The 25,848-nt window shown below is 49.5% G+C and carries 25 protein-coding genes, 1 tRNA gene and 1 pseudogene; 13 read left to right on the forward strand and 14 right to left on the reverse strand.

What is annotated here, in order from left to right:
* The first annotated feature begins 92 nt into the window (after positions 1–92).
* Both BFC17_RS16755 and BFC17_RS16760 read left to right on the forward strand, forming a co-directional pair.
* Entirely contained in the window at positions 93–1,706 is a 1,614-nt protein-coding gene (locus BFC17_RS16755) for a DUF1800 domain-containing protein (RefSeq protein WP_175439590.1), read from the forward strand.
* Between the two features lie 6 nt (positions 1,707–1,712).
* On the forward strand, positions 1,713–3,062 hold the full coding sequence (locus tag BFC17_RS16760) for a DUF1501 domain-containing protein (RefSeq protein WP_070177628.1): 1,350 nt from the start codon (positions 1,713–1,715) through the stop codon (positions 3,060–3,062).
* Here BFC17_RS16760 and BFC17_RS16765 read toward each other — a convergent pair.
* Positions 3,059–3,316: pseudogene (locus BFC17_RS16765) on the reverse strand (energy transducer TonB); the annotation flags it as partial. The gene BFC17_RS16760 and the pseudogene BFC17_RS16765 sit on opposite strands and share 4 nt — an antisense overlap.
* Positions 3,317–3,557: 241 nt before the next feature.
* On the opposite strand from BFC17_RS16765, the gene BFC17_RS16770 reads away from it, so the two are divergent.
* Together BFC17_RS16770 and trmL are read left to right on the forward strand one after the other, a co-directional pair.
* The gene (locus tag BFC17_RS16770) at positions 3,558–4,538 is read left to right on the forward strand and encodes an alpha/beta fold hydrolase (RefSeq protein ID WP_070177630.1); all 981 of its coding nucleotides are present in this window, start codon (positions 3,558–3,560) and stop codon (positions 4,536–4,538) included.
* A gap of 55 nt (positions 4,539–4,593) precedes the next feature.
* Positions 4,594–5,058 (forward strand): tRNA (uridine(34)/cytosine(34)/5-carboxymethylaminomethyluridine(34)-2'-O)-methyltransferase TrmL, encoded by a 465-nt coding sequence (trmL, locus tag BFC17_RS16775; protein ID WP_070177631.1) that lies wholly within the window; start codon positions 4,594–4,596, stop codon positions 5,056–5,058.
* Positions 5,059–5,159: 101 nt separating this feature from the next.
* Here the strand turns inward: trmL and gpsA are convergent, their stop codons facing one another.
* Genes gpsA through BFC17_RS16795 form a run of 4 tightly spaced genes read right to left on the reverse strand, consistent with a single transcriptional unit; the run spans position 5,160 to position 7,417 of the window.
* On the reverse strand, positions 5,160–6,161 hold the full coding sequence (gpsA, locus tag BFC17_RS16780; protein WP_070177632.1) for an NAD(P)H-dependent glycerol-3-phosphate dehydrogenase: 1,002 nt from the start codon (positions 6,159–6,161) through the stop codon (positions 5,160–5,162).
* Between the two features lie 7 nt (positions 6,162–6,168).
* Complete coding sequence (gene secB, locus BFC17_RS16785; protein ID WP_070177633.1) at positions 6,169–6,675, reverse strand: protein-export chaperone SecB; 507 nt, start codon at positions 6,673–6,675, stop codon at positions 6,169–6,171.
* 37 nt (positions 6,676–6,712) lie between these two features.
* Positions 6,713–6,970, reverse strand: a complete 258-nt coding sequence (gene grxC / locus BFC17_RS16790) for a glutaredoxin 3 (RefSeq protein WP_070177634.1) — start codon at positions 6,968–6,970, stop codon at positions 6,713–6,715.
* A gap of 21 nt (positions 6,971–6,991) precedes the next feature.
* Positions 6,992–7,417: a rhodanese-like domain-containing protein gene (locus BFC17_RS16795; protein WP_070177635.1), complete on the reverse strand. Its 426-nt coding sequence runs from the start codon at positions 7,415–7,417 to the stop codon at positions 6,992–6,994.
* A gap of 348 nt (positions 7,418–7,765) precedes the next feature.
* On the opposite strand from BFC17_RS16795, the gene gpmI reads away from it, so the two are divergent.
* From gpmI to BFC17_RS16815, 4 genes are all read left to right on the forward strand, one after another.
* Positions 7,766–9,301, forward strand: a complete 1,536-nt coding sequence (gpmI, locus tag BFC17_RS16800) for a 2,3-bisphosphoglycerate-independent phosphoglycerate mutase (RefSeq protein WP_070177636.1) — start codon at positions 7,766–7,768, stop codon at positions 9,299–9,301.
* A gap of 8 nt (positions 9,302–9,309) precedes the next feature.
* Positions 9,310–10,464, forward strand: a complete 1,155-nt coding sequence (locus tag BFC17_RS16805) for a murein hydrolase activator EnvC family protein (RefSeq protein ID WP_083271793.1) — start codon at positions 9,310–9,312, stop codon at positions 10,462–10,464.
* Positions 10,465–10,659: 195 nt separating this feature from the next.
* Positions 10,660–11,412, forward strand: coding sequence for a divergent polysaccharide deacetylase family protein (locus BFC17_RS16810; RefSeq protein ID WP_083271794.1), 753 nt, complete (start codon positions 10,660–10,662; stop codon positions 11,410–11,412).
* A gap of 122 nt (positions 11,413–11,534) precedes the next feature.
* Positions 11,535–11,951 carry a MerC domain-containing protein gene (locus tag BFC17_RS16815; RefSeq protein WP_070177637.1) on the forward strand — a complete coding sequence of 139 codons (417 nt, stop codon included), beginning with the start codon at positions 11,535–11,537 and terminating at the stop codon, positions 11,949–11,951.
* A 7-nt stretch (positions 11,952–11,958) separates the two neighbouring features.
* On the opposite strand, the gene BFC17_RS16820 is transcribed toward BFC17_RS16815, so the two are convergent.
* The 4 genes from BFC17_RS16820 to rsgA form a co-directional block, all read right to left on the reverse strand.
* Positions 11,959–12,648 (reverse strand): glycerophosphodiester phosphodiesterase, encoded by a 690-nt coding sequence (locus BFC17_RS16820; protein WP_070177638.1) that lies wholly within the window; start codon positions 12,646–12,648, stop codon positions 11,959–11,961.
* 5 nt (positions 12,649–12,653) lie between these two features.
* A complete protein-coding gene (locus BFC17_RS16825; protein ID WP_070177639.1) occupies positions 12,654–13,529 on the reverse strand; it encodes a DMT family transporter in 876 nt (291 codons plus the stop codon).
* A complete protein-coding gene (gene asd / locus BFC17_RS16830) occupies positions 13,529–14,395 on the reverse strand; it encodes an archaetidylserine decarboxylase (protein WP_070177640.1) in 867 nt (288 codons plus the stop codon). Before asd ends, BFC17_RS16825 begins: the two co-directional genes overlap by 1 nt.
* Before the next feature lie 104 nt (positions 14,396–14,499).
* Positions 14,500–15,549 carry a small ribosomal subunit biogenesis GTPase RsgA gene (gene rsgA / locus BFC17_RS16835; RefSeq protein ID WP_070177641.1) on the reverse strand — a complete coding sequence of 350 codons (1,050 nt, stop codon included), beginning with the start codon at positions 15,547–15,549 and terminating at the stop codon, positions 14,500–14,502.
* 88 nt (positions 15,550–15,637) lie between these two features.
* Here rsgA and orn point away from each other — a divergent pair, with 88 nt between their 5' ends.
* The 3 genes from orn to BFC17_RS16850 all read left to right on the forward strand — a co-directional run bounded on the left by orn (position 15,638) and on the right by BFC17_RS16850 (position 17,235).
* Complete coding sequence (gene orn, locus BFC17_RS16840) at positions 15,638–16,183, forward strand: oligoribonuclease (protein WP_070177642.1); 546 nt, start codon at positions 15,638–15,640, stop codon at positions 16,181–16,183.
* A gap of 99 nt (positions 16,184–16,282) precedes the next feature.
* A tRNA-Gly gene (locus BFC17_RS16845) sits at positions 16,283–16,358 on the forward strand.
* A 388-nt stretch (positions 16,359–16,746) separates the two neighbouring features.
* Positions 16,747–17,235: a DUF4442 domain-containing protein gene (locus BFC17_RS16850; RefSeq protein WP_070177643.1), complete on the forward strand. Its 489-nt coding sequence runs from the start codon at positions 16,747–16,749 to the stop codon at positions 17,233–17,235.
* Between the two features lie 54 nt (positions 17,236–17,289).
* Here BFC17_RS16850 and BFC17_RS16855 read toward each other — a convergent pair whose 3' ends face one another.
* The gene (locus BFC17_RS16855) at positions 17,290–19,488 is read right to left on the reverse strand and encodes a prolyl oligopeptidase family serine peptidase (RefSeq protein ID WP_070177644.1); all 2,199 of its coding nucleotides are present in this window, start codon (positions 19,486–19,488) and stop codon (positions 17,290–17,292) included.
* A 469-nt stretch (positions 19,489–19,957) separates the two neighbouring features.
* On the opposite strand from BFC17_RS16855, the gene BFC17_RS16865 reads away from it, so the two are divergent.
* Positions 19,958–20,437, forward strand: coding sequence for a hypothetical protein (locus BFC17_RS16865; protein WP_070177646.1), 480 nt, complete (start codon positions 19,958–19,960; stop codon positions 20,435–20,437).
* Positions 20,430–20,633: a helix-turn-helix transcriptional regulator gene (locus BFC17_RS16870; protein WP_070177647.1), complete on the forward strand. Its 204-nt coding sequence runs from the start codon at positions 20,430–20,432 to the stop codon at positions 20,631–20,633. Before BFC17_RS16865 ends, BFC17_RS16870 begins: the two co-directional genes overlap by 8 nt.
* A gap of 21 nt (positions 20,634–20,654) precedes the next feature.
* On the opposite strand, the gene BFC17_RS16875 is transcribed toward BFC17_RS16870, so the two are convergent.
* From BFC17_RS16875 to BFC17_RS16890, 4 genes are read right to left on the reverse strand one after another with little or no spacing between them, the layout of a single operon-like run.
* On the reverse strand, positions 20,655–21,965 hold the full coding sequence (locus BFC17_RS16875) for a sensor histidine kinase (RefSeq protein WP_229680918.1): 1,311 nt from the start codon (positions 21,963–21,965) through the stop codon (positions 20,655–20,657).
* Positions 21,962–23,293: a sigma-54-dependent transcriptional regulator gene (locus BFC17_RS16880; RefSeq protein ID WP_070177648.1), complete on the reverse strand. Its 1,332-nt coding sequence runs from the start codon at positions 23,291–23,293 to the stop codon at positions 21,962–21,964. The genes BFC17_RS16875 and BFC17_RS16880 overlap by 4 nt, the downstream gene beginning before the upstream one ends.
* A 24-nt stretch (positions 23,294–23,317) precedes the next feature.
* A complete protein-coding gene (locus BFC17_RS16885; RefSeq protein WP_070177649.1) occupies positions 23,318–24,523 on the reverse strand; it encodes an ABC transporter permease in 1,206 nt (401 codons plus the stop codon).
* A 10-nt stretch (positions 24,524–24,533) separates the two neighbouring features.
* Positions 24,534–25,847 (reverse strand): ABC transporter permease, encoded by a 1,314-nt coding sequence (locus tag BFC17_RS16890; protein WP_070177650.1) that lies wholly within the window; start codon positions 25,845–25,847, stop codon positions 24,534–24,536.
* Position 25,848 lies beyond the last annotated feature (1 nt).

A 25,848-nucleotide genomic window follows, 5' to 3' on the forward strand; every position in this document is an offset into this window, starting at 1 on the left:
CAAAAAGTGACAGTATGAGGTCAGTCTGAAATCAGAGTGACCTGAACTGTATGATACAAAAATGGATTTTGTTCGTTTTAGCAGCCTGCTTTTTGAGTGCCTGTGGCGGTGGTCAGGAAGCAGCCAATAACACCACGAGTGCTACTTCTCCTCCCGTTGCAGTAACCCCTGTGGCTGCGCCAACGCCGGCTGAGGCTTCGCGATTCCTGTTGCAAACCAGTTTTGGCCCTACGCCTGAGTCTATCGAGGCGGTTAGCGAAGCGGGTTATTCGCAATGGATTGAGCAACAGTTTCAGTTACCGGTAGCCGAACATCTGCCTTTGCTTAACAGCACGTTTCCTGAGCCGGAAATTTATGCCCATCACTGGGTCGAAACCTGGTGGCAACAATCGGTTCGGGCAGAAGATCAGTTACGTCAGCGGGTGGCCTTCGCGCTATCGGAAATTTTTGTTATCTCTACCCACGATACCCGTATCAGCGGCGATCCCCGGGGCGTGGCTTCCTATTACGACACCTTGCTGGCCCATAGTTTTGGCAATTTCAGAGATTTACTGGAAGCTGTCACCTTACACCCCATGATGGGTATGTATCTCAGCATGCTGGGCAATGAAAAGCCGGATGCCGACAGAAATATCCGGCCGGATGAAAACTTTGCCCGCGAAGTTATGCAATTATTCACTATCGGACTGGTTGAGCTGAACCCCGACGGCACCGTTAAATTAGATCAAAACGGTCAGCCCATACCCACCTACGATCAAACGATTATAAAAGGCTTTGCTCATGTGTTTACCGGCTGGAATTTTGCCGGGCGCTCGCAGTGGTGGGAAGACAACTATGATGGGGTTTCGCCTATGCAAGCCTACGCAGCATTTCACGACGAGGGGGAAAAAATGCTGCTGAATGGCGAGGTACTGCCTGCTGGCCAGGATGCCTACACCGATTTAACCGCTGCGCTGGATAATCTGTTTTATCACGACAATGTACCGCCGTTTATTGCCAGACAGCTTATTCAGCGTTTGGTGACCAGTAATCCTTCGCCGGCTTACGTTGCCAGAGTAGCGAGCCGTTTCGCTGACAATGGCCATGGTGTCCGAGGAGATATGCAGGCGGTTATCCGGGCGATTTTACTGGATGACAGTGCCCGGCTGTCTGACGAACAGGATACGGGTAAACTAAGAAATCCATTATTGCGACTGGCGCACCTGATGCGAGTGTTTAATTCAAGTGCTCGCGATGGTGGTATGGGCCACGAATTTATTGATTACAATATTGGTCTTAGTCCTTTGGGCGCACCGAGTGTGTTTAATTTTTACCGGCCGGATTACAGTTTGCCAGGTGAAATCCGTGTGGCAGGGCTGAGCTCACCAGAGTTTCAGATAACCAATGAGATCAGCGTTACCCGCTACATGAATCATGTGTATTCCATGGTGGAGTTTAACAGCCTGCGCGGTAGTGTCATTGTGGAGGACGACGTCGGCATTCTCGATTTTTCAGCGCTGACCGCACGAAGTGATGATCCCGATGCGCTGGTGGACTACCTCGACCTGATGTTGCTGGCTGGCACTATGGACGAAGAGATGCGCAGCACACTGCTGGATGTTATTGCCTATTGGCAGCAAAGAAGTGAGAGTGCGCCATCCTGGGTGATGATGGCCAATTTGGTTTATTTAACCGGGGTTTCCCCTCAGTTTGCGGTGCAAAATTAAGGAGCGATGATGCAACGACGTGAATTTATTAAGCGGAGTCTGGCGGGCCTGACCGGTGCTGGCAGTCTGTTGGCAACCAGTAGTCAGTTTAACCTGGTTAATGCTGCTACCAACACCAACAGCTTTACTGACTACAAAGCGCTGGTGTGTGTGTTTTTACTGGGTGGCAACGATTCACTCAATATGCTGATCCCAACGGATAACCCGGGCTATCAGGCTTATGCCGCTACCCGGCAAAACCTGGCTGTTCCGCTGGAGCAGATAATTAACCTGCAAAGCGCTGCTTATGGCTCTGCTTTTGGTTTGCACCCGTCGCTGGCCCCCATGGCTGATTTATTTAATAGCGGTGCGGCGAGCTTTGTTGCGAATGTAGGTACCTTAATTGAACCGGTTGATAAAACGCGTATTCTTAACGGGCGCGCGCTGTTACCACCACAACTGTTTTCCCATTCTGATCAGCAAAATCACTGGCAAAGCGGCATCCCACAGGATCCGGCTTTAACTGGCTGGGCCGGTCGTATGGCCGACTTGTTAGGCGATTCTCAGGCTGCCTTATCAATGAATCTGTCGCTGGCCGGGAGTAATTTGTGGCAAACCGGTAATCAGGTACTACCTTTTGCTCTGGGTCCCCAGGGTGCTGATGCCATAGTGGGGCTTAACCCTGAGCACGACTGGCTTAATCAGAATGCCGGCTTTTTAGACCGTATTCACACCGGGGCTGATACGCTGTTTGCCCGGGAGTACCGGCAAATCGTTGATCGAACACGGCGAACCGGCGAACTGGTTAATACCTCGCTGATGCTGGCGCCTGAATTACAAACCCTATTTCCGGCTACCAGCCTGGCTCAACAGCTACAAACAGTGGCAAAAATGATTGCCGTACAGCAGCATCTTAATCAGCCCCGACAGGTGTTTTTTGTCGCTATGGGCGGCTGGGATACTCATGATAACCAACTAATTGACCAGCCGTTACTCTTAGCTGAGCTGGCTGGTGGCTTACAGGCGTTCTATCAGGCCACGGAAGAGCTGGGACTGGCACAGCAAGTCACGACTTTTACTGCCTCGGATTTCGGTCGCACGCTAACCAGTAATGGTGATGGCACTGATCATGGATGGGGCGGGCACCAAATAGTAGTGGGCGGCGCGGTTAATGGCGGAGATATCGTTGGTACCATGCCAGCGTTAACGCTCGACAGTAATGACGACATGGGTGATGGTCGGATAATCCCCACCCTGGCGGTGGATCAGTATGCTGCCACACTGGCAAGATGGTACGGATTAAGTGAATCGCAGTTGCATGAAATACTGCCTAATCTGCAAAATTTTGCCAGTGCTGACCTAGGGTTTATGGCTTAATCTGCCAGCGCAAATTCCAGTAAGACCATAACCCCGGGCACGGCCTGGGGTTTGCCCTGCTTGATTACTGGTTTATATTTCCATTTCGACAGAGCCCGGCGTGCCTCGCGGTCAAAAACGCGTTCAGGACTACTATCGAGTACTGAAATATCGCTGACCGAACCGTTTTCAGTAATGGTATAAGACAGCATTACCCAGCCATTCAGGCCGTCTCTGGCTGCCTGAGGCGGATATTTAGGATCAATCCTGACAATGAGGTTGTTGTGAGCCACATCCGCATCGCCCGTTGGCATTGCAGGCGCCGCCCGCGGCGGTTGGGTAGCAGCCATGGCTGAGGTCCAGCAGAGGCATAATAACAAGGCCAGTCCTGATTTTAGCTTTGTACACTTCATCCTGTTCTCCTTGTGCGTAAATCTAAAGGAATGTTCCAATTCACATTGCCATAATGGCAGGATTAATCCAAGCTGACAGCATAAAGAAAAATAACTACCCAAAATGCAAACTAATCACTGGTATCTGAGTAACGAAGTACAACTTACTGATTTAATGGCCCGCGACATTGCACCTTTCTGGTCGCAACAGGTAACGCAGGGCAGCTTTGTGGGAGATGGCAACATCCGGGTAAATTATGCCTGCTGTATTCCACAGCATGCCGAGCGCTCGGTGTTAATTAGTTCAGGCAGAATAGAATCGTTACTTAAATATAAAGAAGTGATTTACGAATTGTATCGTAACGGTTTTGCCGTGTTTATTTTGGACCACCGGGGGCAGGGACTGTCCGGGCGAATGCGAAAAAACGCCCAGCAAGGTTATGTTGACCACTTTAGCCAGTATGTGGGCGATATGTGTCGCTTTATCGACGAGGTGGTAATACCAAAGCAGTGTGGTGAGCTTAATTTATTGTGTCATTCCATGGGGTCGGCAATTGGTGCGTTAACGGTGTTACAACGCCCTGAGCTGTTTAACCGGGTGGTATTTTGCTCGCCCATGTTTGGCATCCGTCCGGCCCTGCCTGACTGGCTGGGCAGAGTATTAATAACAGTTAATAACCTGTATAACCGGCTTGTTCCGGGGGCAAGTGGCTACTTTTTTGGTCAGCGTGACTATTGTCCGGTGGCTTTCGGTGACAATCCGCTGACAGCCAGCGAAATCCGCTACAAATTGTTCCGAACCGAGTATAGCGAGCATCCTGAGATACAGCTGGGCGGTGTTACAGCGCAGTGGCTGGCGGCTGCCAGTGCTGCTATGTGGGAAGTCGAACAGTGTGCCAGTGAAATCAAAGTACCGGTGCTGGCTTTTTGTGCTGAGCAGGACAGGGTAGTGGATAATCAACGCCAGGCCCGGGTGATAGCGGGAATGCCGCACGCTGAGTATGTGCATATTGCTGGCGCCCGCCATGAACTGCTTATCGAAAGTGACTCTGTGCGAGAACCCGTGATGCGCAGGATATTTGACTTCTTCAGCGCTGAGCTTTGACCCGTTAGCCGAAAGCTTTCATAATGCCGCCGGATAAATTAATGAGAGAGCTGCCATGCTGGATATCGTGTTGTATCAGCCAGAAATTCCGCCGAATACCGGTAATATAATCCGTTTGTGTGCCAACAGTGGTTATGCGCTGCATTTAATCGAACCTCTGGGCTTTGACTGGGACGACAAGCGGGTGCGCCGGGCCGGATTGGATTATCATGAATTTGCCGAAGTAAAACGCTATCCGGATTTTGCCGCTTATCTGGCTGAACGCCAGCCTGCCCGGGTTTTTGCCTGTACCACCAAAGGTAAAGCGTTCCATTCGGATGTCAGCTATCAGAAAGGCGATGCACTGTTATTTGGGCCGGAAACCCGAGGATTACCCGATGAGATTATCGAGTCATTACCGCCGGAACAGCGCGTCAGAATCCCGATGTTACCGGATAGCCGTAGTATGAACCTGTCTAATGCGGTGTCGGTATTTGTGTATGAATCCTGGCGTCAGTTTGGCTACGACGGTGCGCGGTAGCATGTGAATAACAGGCAAAGGCCTGTATAGTTCATCAGATAAATTGAGGGGTTACCGGATATTGCTTTGCAATTCCGGTATGAATAACAAGCTAAGGCTCGCTATTCAGATTTGAGCTCTCTGCCTAACAGTGCCAGTGCAGCGTCTTTGGGCGATTTGCCTTCGTACAAAACGGCGTAGATTTGCTCGCAAATGGGCATTTCAACATCCAGCTTTTGCGCCAGAATAACCACTTCCTCGGTATTGCGATAGCCTTCAACCACCTGACCAATCTCGGTCATGGCGTCTTCTACCGAAGTACCTTTGCCCAGCGCCAGACCAAAGCGGCGGTTACGGGACTGATTGTCGGTACAGGTTAATACCAGATCGCCTAAGCCGGCCATACCCATAAAGGTTTCCGGCTGGGCGCCGGCTTTTACACCCAAGCGGGTAAGCTCGGCCAGTCCCCGGGTAATCAGTGCGGTACGTGCATTAGCACCAAAACCCAGTCCGTCGGCCAGTCCGGCACCTATAGCGATGACGTTTTTAACCGCTCCGCCCAGCTGTACACCGGTGAAGTCAGGGTTTTTGTATACCCGGAATGATTTGGCGCAATGGAGCTTAGCGGCCATATCATCATTAAAGTTATCGTCGGTTGACGACAGGGAAATAGCAGTAGGTAACCCGGCAGCCATTTCCTTCGCAAAGGTAGGGCCGGATAATACGGCAAGCGGGTATCGCTCACCGAGGACTTCCGTGGCAACGTCTTTTAACAGGCGGCCGCTACCGGGTTCAAGCCCCTTGGTGGCCCAAACTATGCGCTGCGATTCGCTGAGTAGCGGTGCAAGTTGTTCCAGCATGTTTTTAAATGCATGGCTGGGTACCACAACCAGTATGTCGCGGCTTTGCGATACGGCCTGGGCTAAATCGCCCTCTACCGTGAGTGCTGCCGGGAAGGTCGCGCCGGGTAAATACCGTTCGTTCTGGCGTTGTTCCGCCATTGCTTGTAACTGATCCGGATCGCGCCCCCACAAAACTGTCGGGGTGTTGTTACGAGCCAGACAAATAGCCAGGGCAGTGCCGTATGAGCCTGCCCCTAAAACGGTAACCGACGCGTCATTCATGTCAGACTTAAGCGTCTAACTGTTGCTGAGACGCCTGAGCTTCCTGAGCACGTTTTTGCATGTAAGCAGCAAAGATAGCGTCAAAGTTTACTGGTGCCAGGTTCAGTGGAGGGAAAGTACCACGGTTAACCAGGTTTGAAATGGTTTCACGAGCATACGGGAACAGGGTGTTCGGGCAGAACGAACCCAGCATGTGCGCTTTGTTTTGCTCTGGCATGTCGCCAATCATGAAGATACCAGCTTGTTGTACTTCACATAAAAACGCGGTTTCTTCGGCAATTTTAGCGGTTACCGTTACCGACAGAACGACTTCAAACAGGTTACCGTCAAGCTTGTCGGTAGACGTGTCGATGTCCAGTTTGATTTCTGGTTTCCATTCTTTGGTAAAAATAGCCGGTGCATTAGGCGATTCAAAAGAAATATCTTTTGTGTAAATGCGCTGAATATTGAACTGGGGAGCCTGTCCCTGTGCGGCTGCGGCGTTTTCTTGGTTGCTTTGGTTTTCGTCAGACATGATATTACCTAAATGTATTTTTAATTTATAAGAATTATTAGCTGGCCAGCAGCGGGTCGAGTTTTTGCTGATGCTCCAGTGCAACCATATCGTCACAACCACCAATGTGCTGATCGTTGATAAATATTTGTGGCACTGTGTAGCCGCCGTTAGCGCGCTCAATCATTACATCCCGTAACGATGGGTCTGCGTCTATAGCGTACTCGGTGTATTCAACACCTTTGCTTTGCAGCAATGCTTTAGCCCGCGTGCAAAAGGGGCAGTAGGCTTTGGTGTAGATTTCAACTTTACTCACAATAATGGCCTTTCGGTTGTTTTATTTTGCAACAGGTAAGCCAGCTTGTGTCCAGGCATTCATTCCGCCTTTCAACACGTTGACCTTGCTGAACCCGTTTTTGGTCATGGCAGCGGCAACGCTGCGAGCACTGTTGCCCATGGCACAAACCACAATAATGGGTGTGTCCTGGTATTTTTCAAGCTTAGAGAAGTTCTTTTCACGCAGCTCTTCGGCTTTAATCTGGCGCGCACCGGTAATATGACCGGCTTTAAAGTCATTGGCGCTGCGGGTATCCAGTACTACGGCATCCTCGCGATTAATCAGTAAGGTCATTTCGTGCACGCTTACTTCTTTCACGGGCGAAATCAGACCGCTGATGTAACTGTAAATCAGCATAATAACCAGCGCCAGCCAGATCCCTGCCAGAAGAAAATTGTTGCTGGCAAATTCGATGAGTTGATCCATTACGTCTTCCCAATGCATCGGATTGTTTAAAAAAAGTGTGCAAAGTATATAGAAAAAAACAACAGAAACCAGCTTTGTGCATTGCCTGCACTTCGGCTGGCATGTCCCAAACGGTAAAATGACCTTAGTTCAGTTGCTTAAATTAGTTAATTTGATTAAGCGAATCGGTATAAATTCGTGTTCTGCTCTTCACTACCTTCCCGGGTTTGGTAAGATAGCGTTATGCCTCGCCCTACGGAACAATCCAAAGCCCGGTAAATACGGTACCTAATAATATACCGGGTAAGCGGATCATTAACCCGAACAGCACAGCCTGATAAGGGCAACGACTTTTTTACAGGAGAACCCATGACGCAATCCAAAAAAACACTGGCATTAATCGTACTCGATGGCTGGGGATATCGTGAGGATGCCGATCAGAACGCAATTCTGGCGGCCAACACACCCAATCTGGATGCGCTGACAGCACATTATCCGCATACACTAATTAGCGGTTCGGGCCTGGACGTGGGTCTTCCTGAAGGTCAGATGGGTAATTCTGAAGTGGGTCACGTTAACTTAGGCGCCGGTCGCGTGGTGTATCAGGATTTCACCAAGGTGACCAAGTCTATTGCTGATGGCGAATTTGAACATAACCCGGCCCTGGTAAAGGCTATTGACGATGCCGTCAGTAACGACAAAGCCGTTCACATTATGGGGCTGCTATCGCCGGGCGGCGTACACAGCCACGAAGACCATATTTTTGCCGCCATTCGCATGGCAGCTCACCGTGGTGCGAAAAAAGTGTATCTGCATGCCTTTTTAGATGGCCGTGATACGCCACCACAAAGCGCCCAGGCATCACTGGAAAAAGCCGATGCAGTATTCGCTGAGATTGGCTGTGGCAAGACTGCAACCATTATTGGTCGGTATTTCGCTATGGATCGTGACAAGCGTTGGGATCGTGTGCAAAAAGCTTACGATCTGATTACTCAGGGCAAGGGTGAAGCGACTGCGGAATCTGCGGTTGCGGGCCTAAAGGCATCTTACGATGCGGGCAAAAATGATGAATTTGTACCGCCAACGGTTATTGGTGACAGTGTCAGTGTTGCAGATGGCGACTCGATTATCTTTATGAATTTCCGTGCCGACCGCGCCCGTCAGTTAACTCAGGTGTTCGTGGACAAAAACTTCGACGGTTTTGAACTGGCGGTTAAACCTGAATTAGCTGCTTTCGTTATGCTGACCCAGTATTCGGCTGATTTTGATGCACCCGTTGCCTTTCCGGCTGAAAAACTGGTTAACGTACTGGGCGAATGGCTGGAGAAGCAGCATAAAACGCAGCTGCGTATTTCTGAAACCGAAAAATATGCACACGTTACGTTTTTCTTCTCGGGCGGTGTAGAAAAAGAATTTGAAGGTGAAGATCGCATTCTTATTCCTTCACCCGACGTGGCAACCTATGACCTGCAGCCGGAAATGAATTCTGAAAAGCTCACCGACGAGCTGGTAGGGGCCATTGAGTCAGGCAAATATGATGTCATTATTTGTAACTATCCTAATGGTGACATGGTAGGTCACACCGGTGACTTTAACGCGGCGGTCAAAGCCTGTGAAGCGGTAGATACATCTATTGGTCGTGTTGTCGAAGCGCTGAAGAAAACTGGTGGTGAGTGTCTGATTACCGCTGACCACGGTAACGCCGAGCAGATGGTGGATAACAATACCGGTCAGGCGCACACAGCGCACACTAGTGAGCCGGTACCCTTTATTTATTTTGGTCGCAGTGCTGAGGCCCGCACCGGCGGTACGTTAAGTGATGTTGCACCTACCATACTGCATTTACTGGGTATGGAGCAGCCCAAAGAAATGACCGGTACGCCAATTATGACTCTGAAGTCCTAACGACTTCCATGCGGCGTACGGCTCTGTCCTTGCGAAACTTTGCCACCAGCGTTGGGCTGGTGGTTTTGTTGTATGGGGCATTGCCTTTGGCCTCTGTGGCGCAAACAGAGGATGCCCAGCAGGAACTGGCTGCGTTACAGGAAGAGCTCAAAGCCCGTCAGCAGGCATTACAGGGCAGTAAGGCCGATGCCGAAAAATTACAGTCGGTACTGGCCGAATCAGAAAAAAGCATTGGTGAAGTAGCCAAACGCCTTAATCACACTAAAACCGCCCTTATTGACAATCGCGAGCAACAGGCTGGTCTTACCCGGCAACAAAAAGCCTTGCAGAAGTCTATTTCGCAGCAGCAGGAATTACTGGGTGGGCAGTTAAGAACCGCCTTTATCTCCGGTAATTATGACTACGCAAAAATGGTCTTTTATCAGGAGGACGCAGCACGCTTTGAGCGAGTACTTACATACTACAAGTATCTCAATGAAGCTCGACAAAAAGAAATTACCCAGTTTAAAACCAGTGTTGCCGAACTCACCGAGGTAAATGCACAACTGCGGGTAAAGGCCGAAGAACTGAGCAGCCTGCTACAGGATCAGGAAAAACAACAAAATGAACTGCTGGCCCGCCAGCAGGACCGCCAGCAAACCCTGGTCAAATTACGCAGTAAAATTGCCAGTGAGGAAACGCGCATTGCGCAGCTGCGTGAGGCTGAACAGGCGCTGCTTGAAGCTATTGAGCGAGCTCAGCGCGAGAGCCAGATCCCACAGGAACTGACCGGTTTGTCCAGCGATAAAGGCAAATTACTCAAACCCGCAGAGGGCACTTTACGCCGACTGTTTGGTAAGCGTCGTCAGGGGCAGGTACGCTGGAAAGGCATTATGATTGACGGCCGCGAAGGCAGTGCGGTAAAAGCCATTGCCCATGGCCGGGTAATTTATTCTGATTGGTTACGCGGCTTTGGCCTGGTAACCATTATTGAACACGGTGATGGATATATGTCGGTGTACGGGCATAACCAGGCGCTACTGCGTTCGGCCGGTGATTCAGTAGCCAAAGGGGAAACCGTTGCCCTGCTAGGTCAAAGTGGGGGGCAGTCATCGCCCAATTTGTATTTTGAAATTCGGCACAAGGGTAAAGCCCTTAATCCACTGCAATGGCTTGATATCTAATTCAAACCAGCGTTCTGTGCCGCCTGGCACATTTTGTTTTGCAAAGTCTGCACTTTTTCGATGACGCTTAAATATTGTGTTTAACGCGCTGGCTGGTATGCTGTTAGCCAATAATAAAAATGAATCAGGTTTTAGTGCGCTTTGAAACGGTTGGGTATTTGTTGTGTCTTATGGTTAGTAATTGCTAGCTTACCAGTGACTGCTGCGAATCAGTCGACAACGCCAGACGATGCGGCTGAAATTTATCTGATCATTGATGATATGGGTTATCGTCCCACCGATGACCTGGCTTTTGCCCTGCCCACTGAAGTTACTTTTTCTATTCTGCCGCACACGCCACAGGGCCAGCAATTTGCTGAAAGAGCTCACGCACAAGCCCGGGATGTGATGCTGCATTTGCCGATGGAAGCGCAATCTCACAAGGCACTTGGACCAGGTGCGATAACCTCTTCTATGTACCAGGATGAGATTTCTCATACCATCGATGCGGCGTTACAGTCTGTGCCCTACGCTATTGGTGTTAACAATCATATGGGGAGTCAGTTAACAGCCTCGGGCGATGCCATGCAAACGGTGATGAACGCCCTACAGGAAACCGGACTGTTTTTTGTGGATAGCCGCACTACCCGGCATACGGTGGCGCAGCAGATAGCACGGCAATATCATATTCCCAATGCCAGACGGCACGTATTTTTAGATCATGTGCTGACTGACGAATTTATGAATACCCAATGGCAGCGACTGCTGTCTCTGGCGGCAAAACACAAAAAAGTAATCGCCATAGCCCATCCTCACCCTGAAACCATTGCTTTTTTACAGCAAAAGCTGGCCAATTTACCGGCAAACAATATCGCTTTAAAAGCAATGAGTGCGTACTTTGAACCGGTCAAAGTGCCAGTTCAGCGTTATGCGACTACCGCTCAACAGGCGATTGCTGCACCTAACTGATGCAACCTACCGCCGTATGTCACTCATCGTAAATTAACGGCCAAACGTACAAAGAATAGACGAGTTACTTTGCAATATAAGCGGGATGTTATATTATATCATCAACGCAAGGTAAGGTAGTTATGCAATCACCCATCGACAATCCGACATTTTTAGACCGCCTCGGGATCTGGATCTCGAGCCTGTGTGCTTTGCATTGTCTTGCGATCCCGCTGTTGCCCTTACTGGCATCCAGTATGTTCGGGCAAACCTGGTTTGAACGAACCATCCTCAGCCTGTCTATCCTGATTGGTAGCGTGGCCTTAATAAGCGGCGCTATCCGTTATCACGGTAAATATTATCCGTTACTGTTGTTACTCAGCGGCGGTGCGATTTACTGGTTTAAGGATATGTTTGGCGAGTCCGGCGAACCTTTCACTATTGCGTTCGGTGCCGGCCTTATCATTCTGGGCCACTGGCTGAACCTGAAATTATGCCGTAAGTGCCGTTGCTGCCGGGGTAAGGTGGTTTCTCAACACCTCGCCAGCGATAACCGCTAAGTTGTAGTCAGGCAAGTACGTCCCGGGCAATATCCGGCACGTTAGTAAAAATACCATCTACCCCCCATGCTTTTAGCATTTGCATATCTTCGGGATGGTCAACGGTGTATACCAGCACTTTTAAGCCTGCGTTGTGGGCCTCTTTAACATAGCATTCGTCAACCACATCCAGGGCCATATGTAATGAAAAGGCATCCAAATCGTGGGCAAAGCCCAGACCATTTTCTGGATAAGTAGCCGTGAGTGCGCCAATACGCACTTCTGGCCATGCCTGTTTAATTTGTCGAATCCAACGATGATTAAACGACGAGATAATCAGATTTTCTGCGGGAAAACGGTTTTGTGCCAGGCCTTCGCGTATTTTTCTCAGCCAGCTATCAACATTAGTCAGATGCTTGATTTCGACATTCAGCACCGCGTAGGGCGGGAGGATCCCGAATACTTCAGACAGCAACGGGATTTGCTCCCCTTTGCCGGCATCAAGGCTTCGTAGATAGGACAACGGGTGACTGGTCACCATGCCTTTGCCATTAGTGGTGCGGTTTAACCAGCGATCATGAATGACAACAATTTCATCTTCTGCCTGGTAAACGTCAAGTTCAACACCTGTGGCGTGTTGTACCATTGCTAACGAAAAAGCCGCCAGAGTATTTTCTGGTGCTGCAGCGCTGGCGCCGCGATGTCCTAGGATCCACATAGCTATTACTCGTTAGACGCAGATGCCGATTTATGTGTGTTTACTGTTTCATAAATTGAGGCGGAGGTCACCAAAATTCCGCCTAGCAAGGTTTGCCAACCCGGTGCTTCGTGCAACAGTATGACCGCAAAGATCACACCGTAAAAAGGCTGCATACAGGCAATCAGCGAAAAGGTTTTCGCCCGTAAATGAGCAAGGCTGTTAGCCACCAATGCGTGTGGTAACGCCGTAAACAAGGTGCCTAGAGCCAATAGCAGTAGCCATACACTTGTCTCTTGCTGACTCTGCATAAGCTCACTAAAGGGGAGCAAGCAGAGAATAATAACCAGCGTTTGCCACGCCATTGAACGGGCGCCGCTATAGTGTGAGAAGTATTTTCGCAGCGACAGGTTTCTGACCGCGTACAAAACTGCCGAAATAACGCCTAAGCCAACACCCAGAGTGACATCATTATCCAGAGAGACTTCTGGCACAATTAAGATGATGCCGGCAATTACCACCAGTGCGCTTACGATGTCCTGCCACGCCAGTCGGGTTCGCTCAAACAAGGGCTCCATCAGCACCGTAATGACCGGAAAGGTAAACATGGCTATCATACCCACCGATACCCCGGCATATTGCATCGAGGCAAAATAGGTAGCCCAGTGGGCCGCCATTAAGGCCCCCAAACCTATTGCAATAAGGTAGTCGAGGTTTCGATCCAGTCGCAGGTGTTCTCTGCCAGCCCTAACAAACAGGCACAGTGCCAGACAGGCAAACAGGCTTCGCCCCAACGTAATGTCGATGGCGTTTAGCGGAATAATAATTGAAAAGAGTCCGGTACCACCAAGCAGAACAACCGCAATATGAAGGCTGATCAGACTCTTTTTAACGGGATCCATTAATCAGCAGTTGGCGTAATTTTATGGGCAAATGGCTGACCCAGCCGCGTGACCTGCTCAAGGGCCAGGTTGGCGAAATCCACCTTATCCGACTCAAAGCACACTACGATAGTGGACCCAAGCTTAAACTGACCCAGCTCTTCGCCTTTGGCCAGTGATACGCCTTCATCTTCGTCGTAGCGCCAGTGGGTGACATGCTTTCCGGCTGGCGGGGTAATCGTGCCGGCCCAAACGGTATCAATACTGGCTACAATAGTAGCGCCAACCAGGACGATAGCCATTTTACCCACCGGGGTATCATAAATGGTAACTACCCGCTCGTTACGGGCAAATAGTCCGGGTACGTTTTCTGCCGTTAACGGGTTAACTGAAAACAGTTCGCCGGGCACATACACCATATCCGTTAACTTGCCTTCAATAGGCATATGGATACGGTGGTAGTCTTTAGGTGACAGATAAATTGTGGCAAATTTACCGCCTTTAAAGGATTTGGCTAAATCCGGGTTGCCGCCCAATAAGGCAGACAAAGTAAATTTGTGGCCTTTGGCCTGAATCAGGTCTTCACCGACAATATCGCCAAACTGGCTGACAGTACCGTCTACAGCGTGACACAGGGTGTCGTCGTTGTCGTCAATCGGACGCACGCCTGGTTTGAGGGGACGCGTAAAAAACGCATTAAACGTACGATAATCCTCGGGTTGAGAGTACATGGCTTCATCCATGTTGACCTTAAACTGTTTGATAAACACTTTAATTAGCCAGGTGGTCAGGGCGCCAGCTTCAGCCGCTGCCAGTTTGCCCACCAGGCGGGAAATAAGGTGTTTAGGCAGTACATACTGCAGGTTTACTTTCAACCAATCCAACAAAGTTATTGCTCCTAATTGAGGGTTGCGAGGCTACGCCTGATTAGCATTAGTGGTTAAGGGTGCTTATTGTAGCCGATTTTGCCGCGAAACATACCACCAGAAGGTTATGGCTCATCAGGGTTTGATATAAGTCGATTTGCAAAGGCTGGGCGCTGCTCAGCCATAGCTGCAATGATCTTGTGGTAGTTTTCGTAACGGGACTGGCTGATTTTACCTTCTTCCACGGCTTCACGAATAATACAGCCAGGGTCGTTTAAGTGTTTACAGTCGCGAAATTTACACCCGCCTAAATAATCGCGAAACTCCACAAAGCCCCAGGTAATGCGTTCTACCGGCAGATGCCATAATGCGAATTCGCGCACTCCCGGCGAGTCAATCAGTTCACCACCCGATGGAATGGGCAGCAATTTAGCGGCGGTAGTGGTGTGCGTACCTAATCCTGAGTTTTCTGATATTTCACCCACCAGCTCATCGGCGTCCGGTAAAACCTGATTGATAATACTGGATTTGCCAACACCGGACTGACCTACGAATACACTGGTTTTATCGCGCAGGCGTTCATGCAGCGTGGTTATACCCTCTGAGCTTTTGCAACTGGTAAGCAGTAATTCGTAGCCGAGATCCTTGTAAATAGATAACGCATCTAACACAGCCTCGCGCTCGCTGTCGTTAAGCAGTTCGACTTTATTTAATACCAGCAGGGGTTTGATATCGGTGTCTTCGCAGGCAACCAGATAACGGTCGATAATATTAAGCGACAATTCGGGCTTAACCGAGGAAACAACAATAATCTGATCGATGTTAGCGGCTATGGGTTTTACGCCGTCGTAAAAATCGGGCCGGGTGAGTACCGAGCGGCGGTCCTGTACAATTTCGATAACGCCGCCTATATTTTCGTCGGGCACCTCGGAACGGGCAAACAGCACCTCGTCGCCACATACAACAGATTTAATCGTCCGTCTGATATGGCAACGCACAATGTCACCCTGTGTATCCTGAACATCAGCCTGCTTGCCGAACCGACCCACTACCCGGCCAGCGACCAGAGATGATAAATCTGCTGATGAAGACTGCTGTTTGCCAGACAGGCGTTTCTGGCGGTTTGCCGCGACCTGTCGCTTTTGTCGATGGGATAGTTTGGGTTTCTTGGCCACGCCGGTCTCAATGTTTGCGTTTTAGGCTGTGCATGATACCTTTTGTCCACTTTATGTGTCACCTTTTGAGAGAAAATAGGCAAGGCTAATGGCAAAAAACAATGACAATCTGGTGTGGATCGATATGGAAATGACCGGTCTTGACCCTGAAACCTGTAAAGTGCTGGAAATTGCCACCATTGTTACCGACTCGCAGCTTAATGTGCTGGCAGAGGGGCCGGTGATTGCCATCCACCAGAGTGATGAACTGCTTGATGGTATGGATGAGTGGTGTACCCGGGTGCATGGTGAGAGTGGATTAACCCAGCGTTGCCGCGAAAGTAAGATCGACGAAGCCACCGCCGCGCAGCAAACCATTGCGTTTTTGTCTGAGTTTGTCGATGCTGGTAAGTCTCCGCTGTGCGGCAACACCATCGGTCAGGATCGCCGCTTTATGGTGAAATACATGCCAGAGCTCGAAGCATATTTTCACTACCGCAATGTCGATGTAAGCACTATTAAAGAATTAGTGCGCCGTTGGCAACCTGAAGCATTAGAGGGATTTACCAAGCAGGGTACGCACCAGGCACTGGACGATATTCGCGAATCTATAGCCGAATTACAGTTTTATCGGGCAAAAGTGTTTAGTATTTGAGCATTCAAGCAAAAAAAACAAAAAAAATGAAAATAGGTGTTGCACTGGCAAAATAATTTTGTAAAATGCGCACCACTTCAAACGAAGTGCCACTCTTAAGCGGGAATAGCTCAGTTGGTAGAGCACAACCTTGCCAAGGTTGGGGTCGCGAGTTCGAGTCTCGTTTCCCGCTCCAATTTCTCTTTCAGAGAAGTTTAAAAAATCCAAAACAAAGAAAATAAGCAATTCGCGACCCCAAGGGGCCAGCGACAACTTGGTTGCCAGTTGAGTCTCGTTTCCCGCTCCAATTTCTCTTTCAGAGAAGTTTAAAAAAATTCAAAACTAAGAAAATAGCAAATCGTGACCCCAAGGGGCCAGCGACAACTTGCATGTCGCTCTGCGATTGCGCAACTTATCATTCTGATTCTCTGAGCAATTTTCTAAGAATTTATATTCTTTAAACCTGTCGTAACAATCTGTGTGGCCGCCTTTTCGCAGGGTTAATTTAATCAGGTTGCCTTTTGCTTGCTTTGTAAACTAATTATCCGTAGGCTTGCCTGGTCTAACCAGTTGGGCCAGTTGTTATGTCTACCAATCCGTTGCGGCGCTATGCTGAGCGCGTAAATCAATATCCGGCGTGGTTAAGCAGCCGTCTGCTGACCTGGATGTTTCGCTATAAGGTTAAATTAGCGGGTACCGCCAAAGTGGACATTGTTTCCACCGATTTTACCCAGGTCACCTTTCGCCAGCCTAATTATAAAAAAGTGCAAAACCACATTGGCAGTGTGCATGCCGCTGCGATGGCGTTACTGGCTGAGTCCGCTACCGGTTTCGTGGTTGGGCTTAACCTGCCCGGTGACAAACTGCCGCTGATTAAATCCATGAACCTGCAATACGTAAAGCGGGCGAGTGGTGATATGACTGCCGTTGCCACACTCAGTCAGGAGCAAATTGCCATGATGCAGACAGAGGAAAAAGGGGAGACAGTAGTCAATGTCAGGGTTACTGACGCCAATAACATTGAACCGTTAATTTGTGAGATGGTGTGGGCGTGGGTGCCTAAGCAAAAATAACAAGCCCGTCATTGACGGGCTTACTAGTCTCGCTTTAAACACTCGCTTGAGTAACTACTTTCGGGTCGTGCTCATGAGTTTCTCGGTGAGGTAGGTAAACTCCAGAGCCACACGTTTGGCCGTTTCCTGTTGATTCGCGGCGGCTGAGTGGCCGCCATCAATGTTTTCGTAGTAGTAAAAAGGTTTACCGGCTGCCTCGAAAAGTTTAGCCATTTTACGCGCGTGTCCGGGATGCACGCGATCATCTTTGGTTGAGGTAACAAAGAATGGTTCAGGGTATTCCTGTTCAGCATGGAAGTTATGATAGGGCGACATTTTTTCCAGCCATTCCCGCTCTTCCGGTATTTCCGGTGAGCCATATTCTCCAACCCAACTGGCACCGGCTAACAGTAAATGGAAGCGCAGCATATCCAGCAGGGGAACCTGCACAATGACCGCGTTCCACAAATCTGGTCGCTGTGTGAGCATGACGCCCATTAGCAGGCCGCCATTGGATCCGCCCTGAATACCAAGATGTTCAGGTGAGGTCAGTTTGTGGTCGATTAGCCACTCGCCTACGGCGATAAAATCGTCGTAAATCACCTGCCGCTTGGTTTTTAAGCCCGCCTGATGCCATTTGGGACCAAATTCTCCCCCACCGCGGATGTTGGCCAGCACAAATGCGCCACCACGTTCCAGCCACAATTTACCACGCAGGCCGCTGTAGCTGGGTCGCATGGATATTTGAAAACCACCGTATCCGTAAAGCAAGGTCGGGGTTTTACCATCGTGTTTAATGCCTTTTTTGTGAATAACAAAGAATGGAACCAGCGTACCGTCTTTAGAGGCAACTTCTTTTTGTTCAACCACCAGATCGTCGCTGTTAAACCAGCTGGGCAGGCTTTTAAGGGTTTTAATTTCGCCGCTGGTAGCCGAGTAACTCATTAATGAGTCTGGCGTTAAGAACCCTTCATAATTGATAAAAACAGTGTCCTCATCCTTGTCAGCAAACGAGACTGCCAGCGTACCATTGGCCGGTAATGCCAGTTGTTTGCTTTGCCAGTCAGAGCCCTTTCTGGTTATCGCAAAGACCTTGCCTGCTACGTTGTCGCTGAGAGTCATCAGCAGTTGCCCTTTGGTCATTGAAACCGATTCAATGGCCTGCTTGTCATTGGGTTCAAAAACCACTTCAGGCAATGTTGCTGCGGTTAGCTGGCCGTCTTCGCTAAATGGCATGGCCAGTAAACTGCCTGTTTTGTATTGGTGGTCAGCCCCTGCTACGTTGATTGACCAGTCCTGCTCCAGTCTGAACAACAACTGGTCGTCAAACAGCCCGGTAATAGTGGCTTTGGGCGGCACAGGGAGTTTAACTGCGTCAGTAGTACCAGCCGGAAAGATGAAATAATCAGAAGTAAAAAAGGTGGTTGCTACCACGACGGCCTCAATCTTTGTGCCGTTACTTTTTTCCAGCGTAAAAGGGAATGCGCCAACATCGGTTTTCTTAGCAGTAAACAGGGTTTCGGCTTCACTTAGCTCGGTGCCGCGCTGCCAGCGTTTAACCTGAGTAGGATAGCCCGATTCTGTAAGTGTTGAGCCATCCTGGCCCCAGTTGGTTGCCACTAACAGTGTGTCATTATCAGTCCATTCAGTGCCGGTTCTGGCTTCTGGCAGAATAAAGCCATCGTCGACAAACTGTTTATCCGCCAGATCAAATTCGCGTACAGTAACCGCATCTTTACCGCCATCAGATAAACTTACTAAGCAGCGATAGTGCACGGTTTCTTTGGCCGTATAACAGCTGGCACCTTTAAATACCCAGTTTTTATCTTCGGCTTTTGCGAGTTGGTCGACATCAAGAATGGTTTCCCAGTCAGGATTTTCGCCAGCGTAACTGGCCAGTGGGGTTTTGCGCCACAAGCCTCTGATATGTGTAGCGTCCTGCCAGAAGTTATACACCTCACCATGGCGAATGTTGCCATAGGGAATACGTTCAGCAGCGTTCACCACTTCCAGAGCTTTGGCTTCAAGCTCAGGGTAAACCGGGTCAGCTTGTAGTTGTGCCAGCGTGCGTTGGTTTTGGCTGCGTACCCAGCTTAATGCCCGCTCACCCTCGACCTCTTCAAGCCATAAGTAAGGAGCCTCTGCGCGGCTCTGAGCTGCGGTTTCGGCAGTTACCGGCGTTATTGAGCGGGTTGTTTCGTTTTCATTACTAGAACAAGCAGCTAATCCTAGGATAGCCATTGCCATAAGCATTGGCTTGCGAATAAATTCCATTCTGTGTCTCCTCACCGTTGTTGGTAACAACAGTGTTGGGCGTTAAAGGTTGATGAATTGTACTTAACTGCGTGGCGTACATTGAGTCCAGTGTGACGTGATACCTGTTCTCCCTGGTGATTAATGAACACGACTTCCCTGTTATCTGAGCGGCTTCGCAAAGGCAGACAGTGAACCTAATCGGTAATAATGATGGTAGTGGAATCACTGGGGTTATTCAATTTAAGGCCATTCAGAGCGCCCATCATCACGGCAAAGTTTGTTGCCATTACCCTGTATTGATAAGTTTTTTTTACCCCTAAAAAGCACGTGAACCTGATGTTGTACAAAAAATAGATTGCTTTCATGTAACCTATGGGTATCATTGACACCTGTGGGTTACATATGGTGTGTTTAGGTTTCATTTGTAACGTAAAGGTAACGGTTGTTCCCGGTATTAACAGCCACTAACAAAAGGAAGGGTAAAACGATGGAAAATACAGTTTTAATAACGCCAGAGACCGAGCAGCAGTACCTCACTTATACCGGAAAGATAAGTGTCGTGTTCGCCGTGTTTCTGCTGGCAACGGCGTTGTCTTCGCTTGATACTGAAGAAACAGTGGTCTCCTGGGGGCTCGGGTTAATAACACTGATTAGCGCTGTTAGTGCATTTGTGATCTCGCTGAAATCAATGAAATTCTCTAAGCACACTACGCGGCTTGGATTCTGGACGCTTAAGTTTAATGATGAGTATGTGGATTATGTGAGTGCGCTGAGTTTACGCACCACGTGTCATGTAATGTTGTTTGGAGGCTTAGTGTTAGCGTACTTTGGTGACGATAAATGGTTTATTCAACTCATTGCGCCATTGTCGCTGAGCAGTATGATTCAAATTCTGCTGAGTATCGCCTTACTTACGCACGGGCTGTTAATCATGACTAAAATGCGCGAGGACGAGGCTGATGAATGAAGAGCTGGATAATCATATCCATAAACTGCGTTTACAGCATAAGATCTCTCAGCAGGAACTGGCCGATGCGATTGGGGTATCACGTAAAACAATCAGTACCGTGGAAACGGGCAGGTTTACACCCTCTGTGGTGATTGCTCTGAAGATTGCTGCACACTTTAATATCCCGGTAGAACAAGTGTTTGCTTTAAAGTAATTCTCTTTAAAGTCTTATATTTTAAATGTTGGCTAACGTGGGGAAGCTAACCCTCACCGTTAGCCCGCCCTCACTGCGATTCTGCAATACAATCTGGCCGTGATGGGCTTCGGCAATTTCACGACATAGCGCCAGACCCAGGCCACTTCCTGTGCTTTTGGTCGAGTAAAATGGGATCAAAGCCTGCGACAATACCGTTTCTGTCATGCCCTTTCCGCCATCACTGACTTCAATCACCGCATGCTGCTTATTCAGGTTAATAGTCAGCATAATGTCCTCAGGCGCGGAGTCTGATTCATGAGCATTTTTTAACAAATTAATCAGCAGTTGTTCTAACTGAATGGTGTCTGCATATAAGTCGCCTTCCCCTTTTTCCTGGTAGTGAAACGGCCACTGCTGCTGAAGCTGAGAAATAAAGGCAACGCGGTTGATGCGTTCTGGTTGCGGCTCAGGGAGTTTGGCGAATTTCCCATAACCCTGAACAAAATTACTCAGATGGGCAATACGTTCTGAAATCGTCGCAAATACTCTGGATAATCTGGGTTCATCCAGGTTTTCGCTCAGCAGCTTGCCACTGTGTAGCATAGACGACACCGGACCGATGGAATTATTCAGTTCATGGCTAATAATGCGAATGACTTTTTTCCACACCGCCACTTCCTGACGGCTGAGTTCCCGGGTCATTTGTTTAAGAATAAACAGTCTGTGAAGCTGATTATTTAATACAAACTGCCCAATAGACAAGTGCCAGGTTTCGCTTTCGCCGGATGGTCGGGGCAGGGTGAATAAACCTTCTCTGGCCTCTCGTAAAACAACAGCGGCGGGGTTCGAGAGATTTTCCAGCAAGGTGTCGAGAGCAAACCCTTCCAGGCGGCTGGTGGATTGAAAAAAGTCCCGGGCGGCATAGTTACTGAAAACCACCTGCTTATCATCGTTCACCAGCAATAAAATCTCCGGTGAGCTTTGCAGCACTTTATCCAGCATTAACTCTCGCTGATGTAACCAGCGTTTTTCCTGACGTAATTTTTCTGCCGATTCATTGTAAAGCAGACACAAGTCGCCAAGTGGATCCTTTTCCCGGTACACCAGCTGGTTTGAGAACTCGCCGTCTTTAAAATTCAGCAATCCTACTTTCAGGGCACCCAGTGACGTTGAGAGGGTAGCCAGGCCTTTATTCATCACCAGCATACAGCCAATCAGTGTGACCGCAAACAGCCCGGCTTTCTCGCTAATGGGCCACTCCAATAGCCAGAAAAGTGGCACAAATGCCAGGGTAATGGCAATTACCAGCGCCAGGTAGACGTTGAAGAATGGCGGCAGGGCAGTTCTCAATATTCAATTCCAAACTTTTTAAGACGGCGATATAAGGATTGCCGGCTCATGCCGAATTCCTTGGCTACCCGGGCAATTACCCCTTCGTGTTTTTCAATCGCCTGCTCCAGCGCCAGACGAGAAGGTTCATTGACAGCTGGCAGGCTTACCGGGGCGTAGCTGTGGGTCAATGCAAAATCAGCCAGTGCAATGTGTCCATCAGGCTTTAACACCGCTACCCGCTTGCAGGCGTTTTCCAACTCCCGCACGTTGCCGGGCCATGGATACTCTGTCAGGGCTTTTTGTACCTCAAGGCTTATCTCGCGCCCGGGCAGAAAATGGGCAATCAGCGGCATAATATCGTCCGGCCGTTCATTCAAAGGCGGCAGCCTGAGTTCGATAGCATTGAGCCGGTAGTATAAGTCCTCGCGAAAACGACCAAGCTGAATATCGTTATGCAGATCGGCATTGGTTGCTGAAATCACTCTAACATTGACTTTTTGCGTGCGGACCGAGCCCAGTCTTTCAAACTCGCCGGTTTGCAGCACCCGTAGTAATTTCATCTGACCAGCGGGAGACAGATTCCCAATTTCATCAAGGAATAAGGTACCGCCATCGGCTGCCTCAAACCGGCCTATCCTGACTTTCTGTGCGCCGGTATAGGCGCCGGGCTCGGCACCAAATAACTCGGCTTCCATTAAATCCGGCGGTAACGCACCGGCATTGATACTCACAAAAGGTTTATCTTTCAGCGCCGAACAGGCCTGAATGAGCTGCGCAATTTTTTCCTTACCACTGCCATTCGGACCGGTAATCAGAACGCTGATATCTGATTTGGCGACCTGAACTGCCATATCAATCAGGCGTTGCATGGCGGTACTTTGATACACCAGTCCGACTTGCTTTGCGGCTTGTCTGGTATCCCAAAAGGCATCCTGTTGTTTTGCCAGCGTAGCACTGTGTGATTTGGCTTTGCCCAGTTCGATGAGGTTGGCGACAGTATTAACCAGCTTCTGATCATCCCAGGGCTTGGCGATATAGTCTGCAGCGCCGGCTTTGACCAGTTCAACGGCATGTTCCAGTTCTGTCCAGGCGGTAATTAAGATAATCGGCAGATGCGGATTAAGCTCGCGCAATGCGTTAAACAACTGCTTGCCCTCGTCGCCGGAGGTGGTGTCAGCACTAAAATTCATGTCCTGAATCACCAGCGAAATAGCCTGGTAGTTAACGATTTGGCGTGCTTCTAACGGTGTGCTGGCTGTCACCACGGCATAGCCATGAATTTCCAGTAGTAACGACAGTGCTTCAAGCACTGCCGGGTTGTCGTCAACGAGTAGAATTTTGTCCATATGGGTCATTCCATGACATTACCGTTAAATACTGCGGGTCGCAACGCTTGGTGAAATCTGAGCCGCCCTGCGGGCCGGAAAAATCACCGCAAGCAATGTCATTACCAGCACCATCAGCGCAGTGCCAGCCACATATTGCATTTCCAGCGCAGGCAACGAGAAACGCTGCAATAACTGCTGACCCATAAGAATTGCCGCAGTACAGCCAAGCAGCAGGCCGCCGGCGCAAATCAGCGTATTTTCCACCATAAAGTAACGAATAATATCGGATTTACGGGCGCCCAGCGCGCGACGTGTACCAATCTGGCGAGTACGTTTGCTGATATTAAACAGCGTCAGGCCAAAGATACCTAAGGCAGTGATCGCTACCAGCACCACAATGAGTACCATCAGCATCCGCAGCATCAGCGTATCCGACGCGTTGTACTGGCGCTTATCTTCATCCATTGCAATCACATTGGTAATAACGCGTTTGTCATAAGCGGCCAGCATTTTATCTTCAATCGTCTGCATTACTGCGGCGCGCTGGCCGGGTTCGGTGCGAATTATAATATGCTGGTACGTTTCGGCTTTTATATACGGAAAAATGATCACGTTGTCCGGACGGTCATCCTTGAGCCACGGGCCTTTCATCTTGTCTACAATACCGATGATCTTAAACGGGCGATCGCCAATGTACATCATCTTGCCCAGACCATCGCCTTCAGGAAATGCCTCGTCGGCAAAGGTTCTGGTTGCAATGGCTACTTTGGGTAATTTGTTCGGGTCCTGGGTTACAATAACGTCGTCCGGGTAAAAATTACGCCCTTCACTCAGCGTTACGCCCAGAGTATTGAGCATGTGATCGTCGGCCATTAAGTAGCCAGCCCGAACGCTGCGGCCGGGCTCTGGCGCAGGTTTAAGCCCCATTCCAGACGCACTGCCAGAGCCGCTTAACGGCACCGCATTGGTAATTGCCGCATCAACCACGCCTGGCAGATTGCGCAGCATGTTTTCGTCTTCTTCAAACTGCTGGGACAAGTCACGATCCTTGCCGTAGGTCATCACCGATAGTGAGAAGATGTCCTGTTCAGGGTAGCCGGTGTCCTGCTGCAGGTAGGTCATCCGGTCCTGAATGATAAAGGCGGCATTACTCACAATAGCCGTGGTAATGGCTATCTGGATGAGCAGCAATACCGCCCCCACTTTAGAACGACGCAAGGCATTGATAATGGGTTTAATCTCTAACATAGCGTGGCTCCTATTGGGTTTTAAGGTAAGTAGCTGGCGTAGTTCTGCATACCAGCCAGGCCGGATACATCCCGGCAATCACACACGCCGCGATTGCAATCACCGGGGCAGATAACAGCATGGTCATATCCATAGTCGCCAGTGGCGAGTAGTATTCCTGTGTGAGACGGACACCCCAAAGCCCTAACTGGGCAAGTGCTATCCCTAATAATCCGCCAATCAGGCCAAGCATAGAGACCTCAACAATGTGCTGCAGGAATACCTGGCGCTTGCTGGCACCTAAGGCTCTGCGGACACCCACTTCTGGTGCGCGGCGCATAAATTTAGCCAGCAACAGGCCCAGAATATTGGCAAGGCACACCGCCAGAAACATAAAGCTCAGTGCAACCAGTACTTCGTTATCTTCGGAAACCACATTACGGTAATCCAGCCAGTCATTCACATTGCGCAGACCAAACTGCAGGTTTTCCCGATTAAACCGTCCTGACTTTTGTTGTTCCGCCATGTAGCCCATCAGGTATTCACCGTATTGTTTTACTGCTGCGTCATCGTCCAGTTGCACCCAGAACTGTAACCAGAAAATCTCGGACTGACGTTTATCCTTCATGGAGCGTATGTTTTCAAACTTCCAGCCATTACTGTTACCCCAGGTATCAATATCCATGACAGCAATCAGACTAAAAGGGATGTACAGATTTTCATGGTCTCTGAAAGCGCCATTGTTCACATCGTAGAATTTCATGTGAGTGGTAAAGGGAGCAACCACGCCGACGACCCGAAATGCCGTATCATCCAGAAAAAACTGCTCACCGACAGAGTTACGGCCGCCAAACAACTTGTCATTGAGCGCTTCACTGATCACCACCACCGGGCTGGCATCATCCGCCTGTTCCTGTGTCCAGGCTGAACCATAAATAAAAGGTAAATCAAACAGATTGAAAAAATCAGCATGGGTTGCCCGGGCGTTCTGAATAAATGGGCGGACGTCAGAATTTTCCATATGCAGGGTGAAGCCGGTACGCAGCATCGCCGCTTTATATCGCCCAACGGGGGCTTGTGCGAGGTGTTGGGCATCCTGATAGGTCAGCTGAAAAGGCAGATTATCTTCAGACCAGGTGTCATTCCCGTCATCCATGGTTTGTAACTGGGGATGAAACAGGCGGTCACTTTTCTGTTCTATGGGATCCATGGACATCATGTGATACACCGACAGACTGGTCATGGTAATGCCTATTCCCAGCGCAATGGCAAGCACCATCAGAAAACTTACCGTGGGCGTGCGGCGCAGACTACGCCAGCCTAAATCAATATAGTGTAGAAACATA

Source organism: Marisediminitalea lipolytica (assembly GCF_001758465.1).
GTDB classification, from domain to species: Bacteria; Pseudomonadota; Gammaproteobacteria; order Enterobacterales; family Alteromonadaceae; genus Alteromonas; species Alteromonas lipolytica.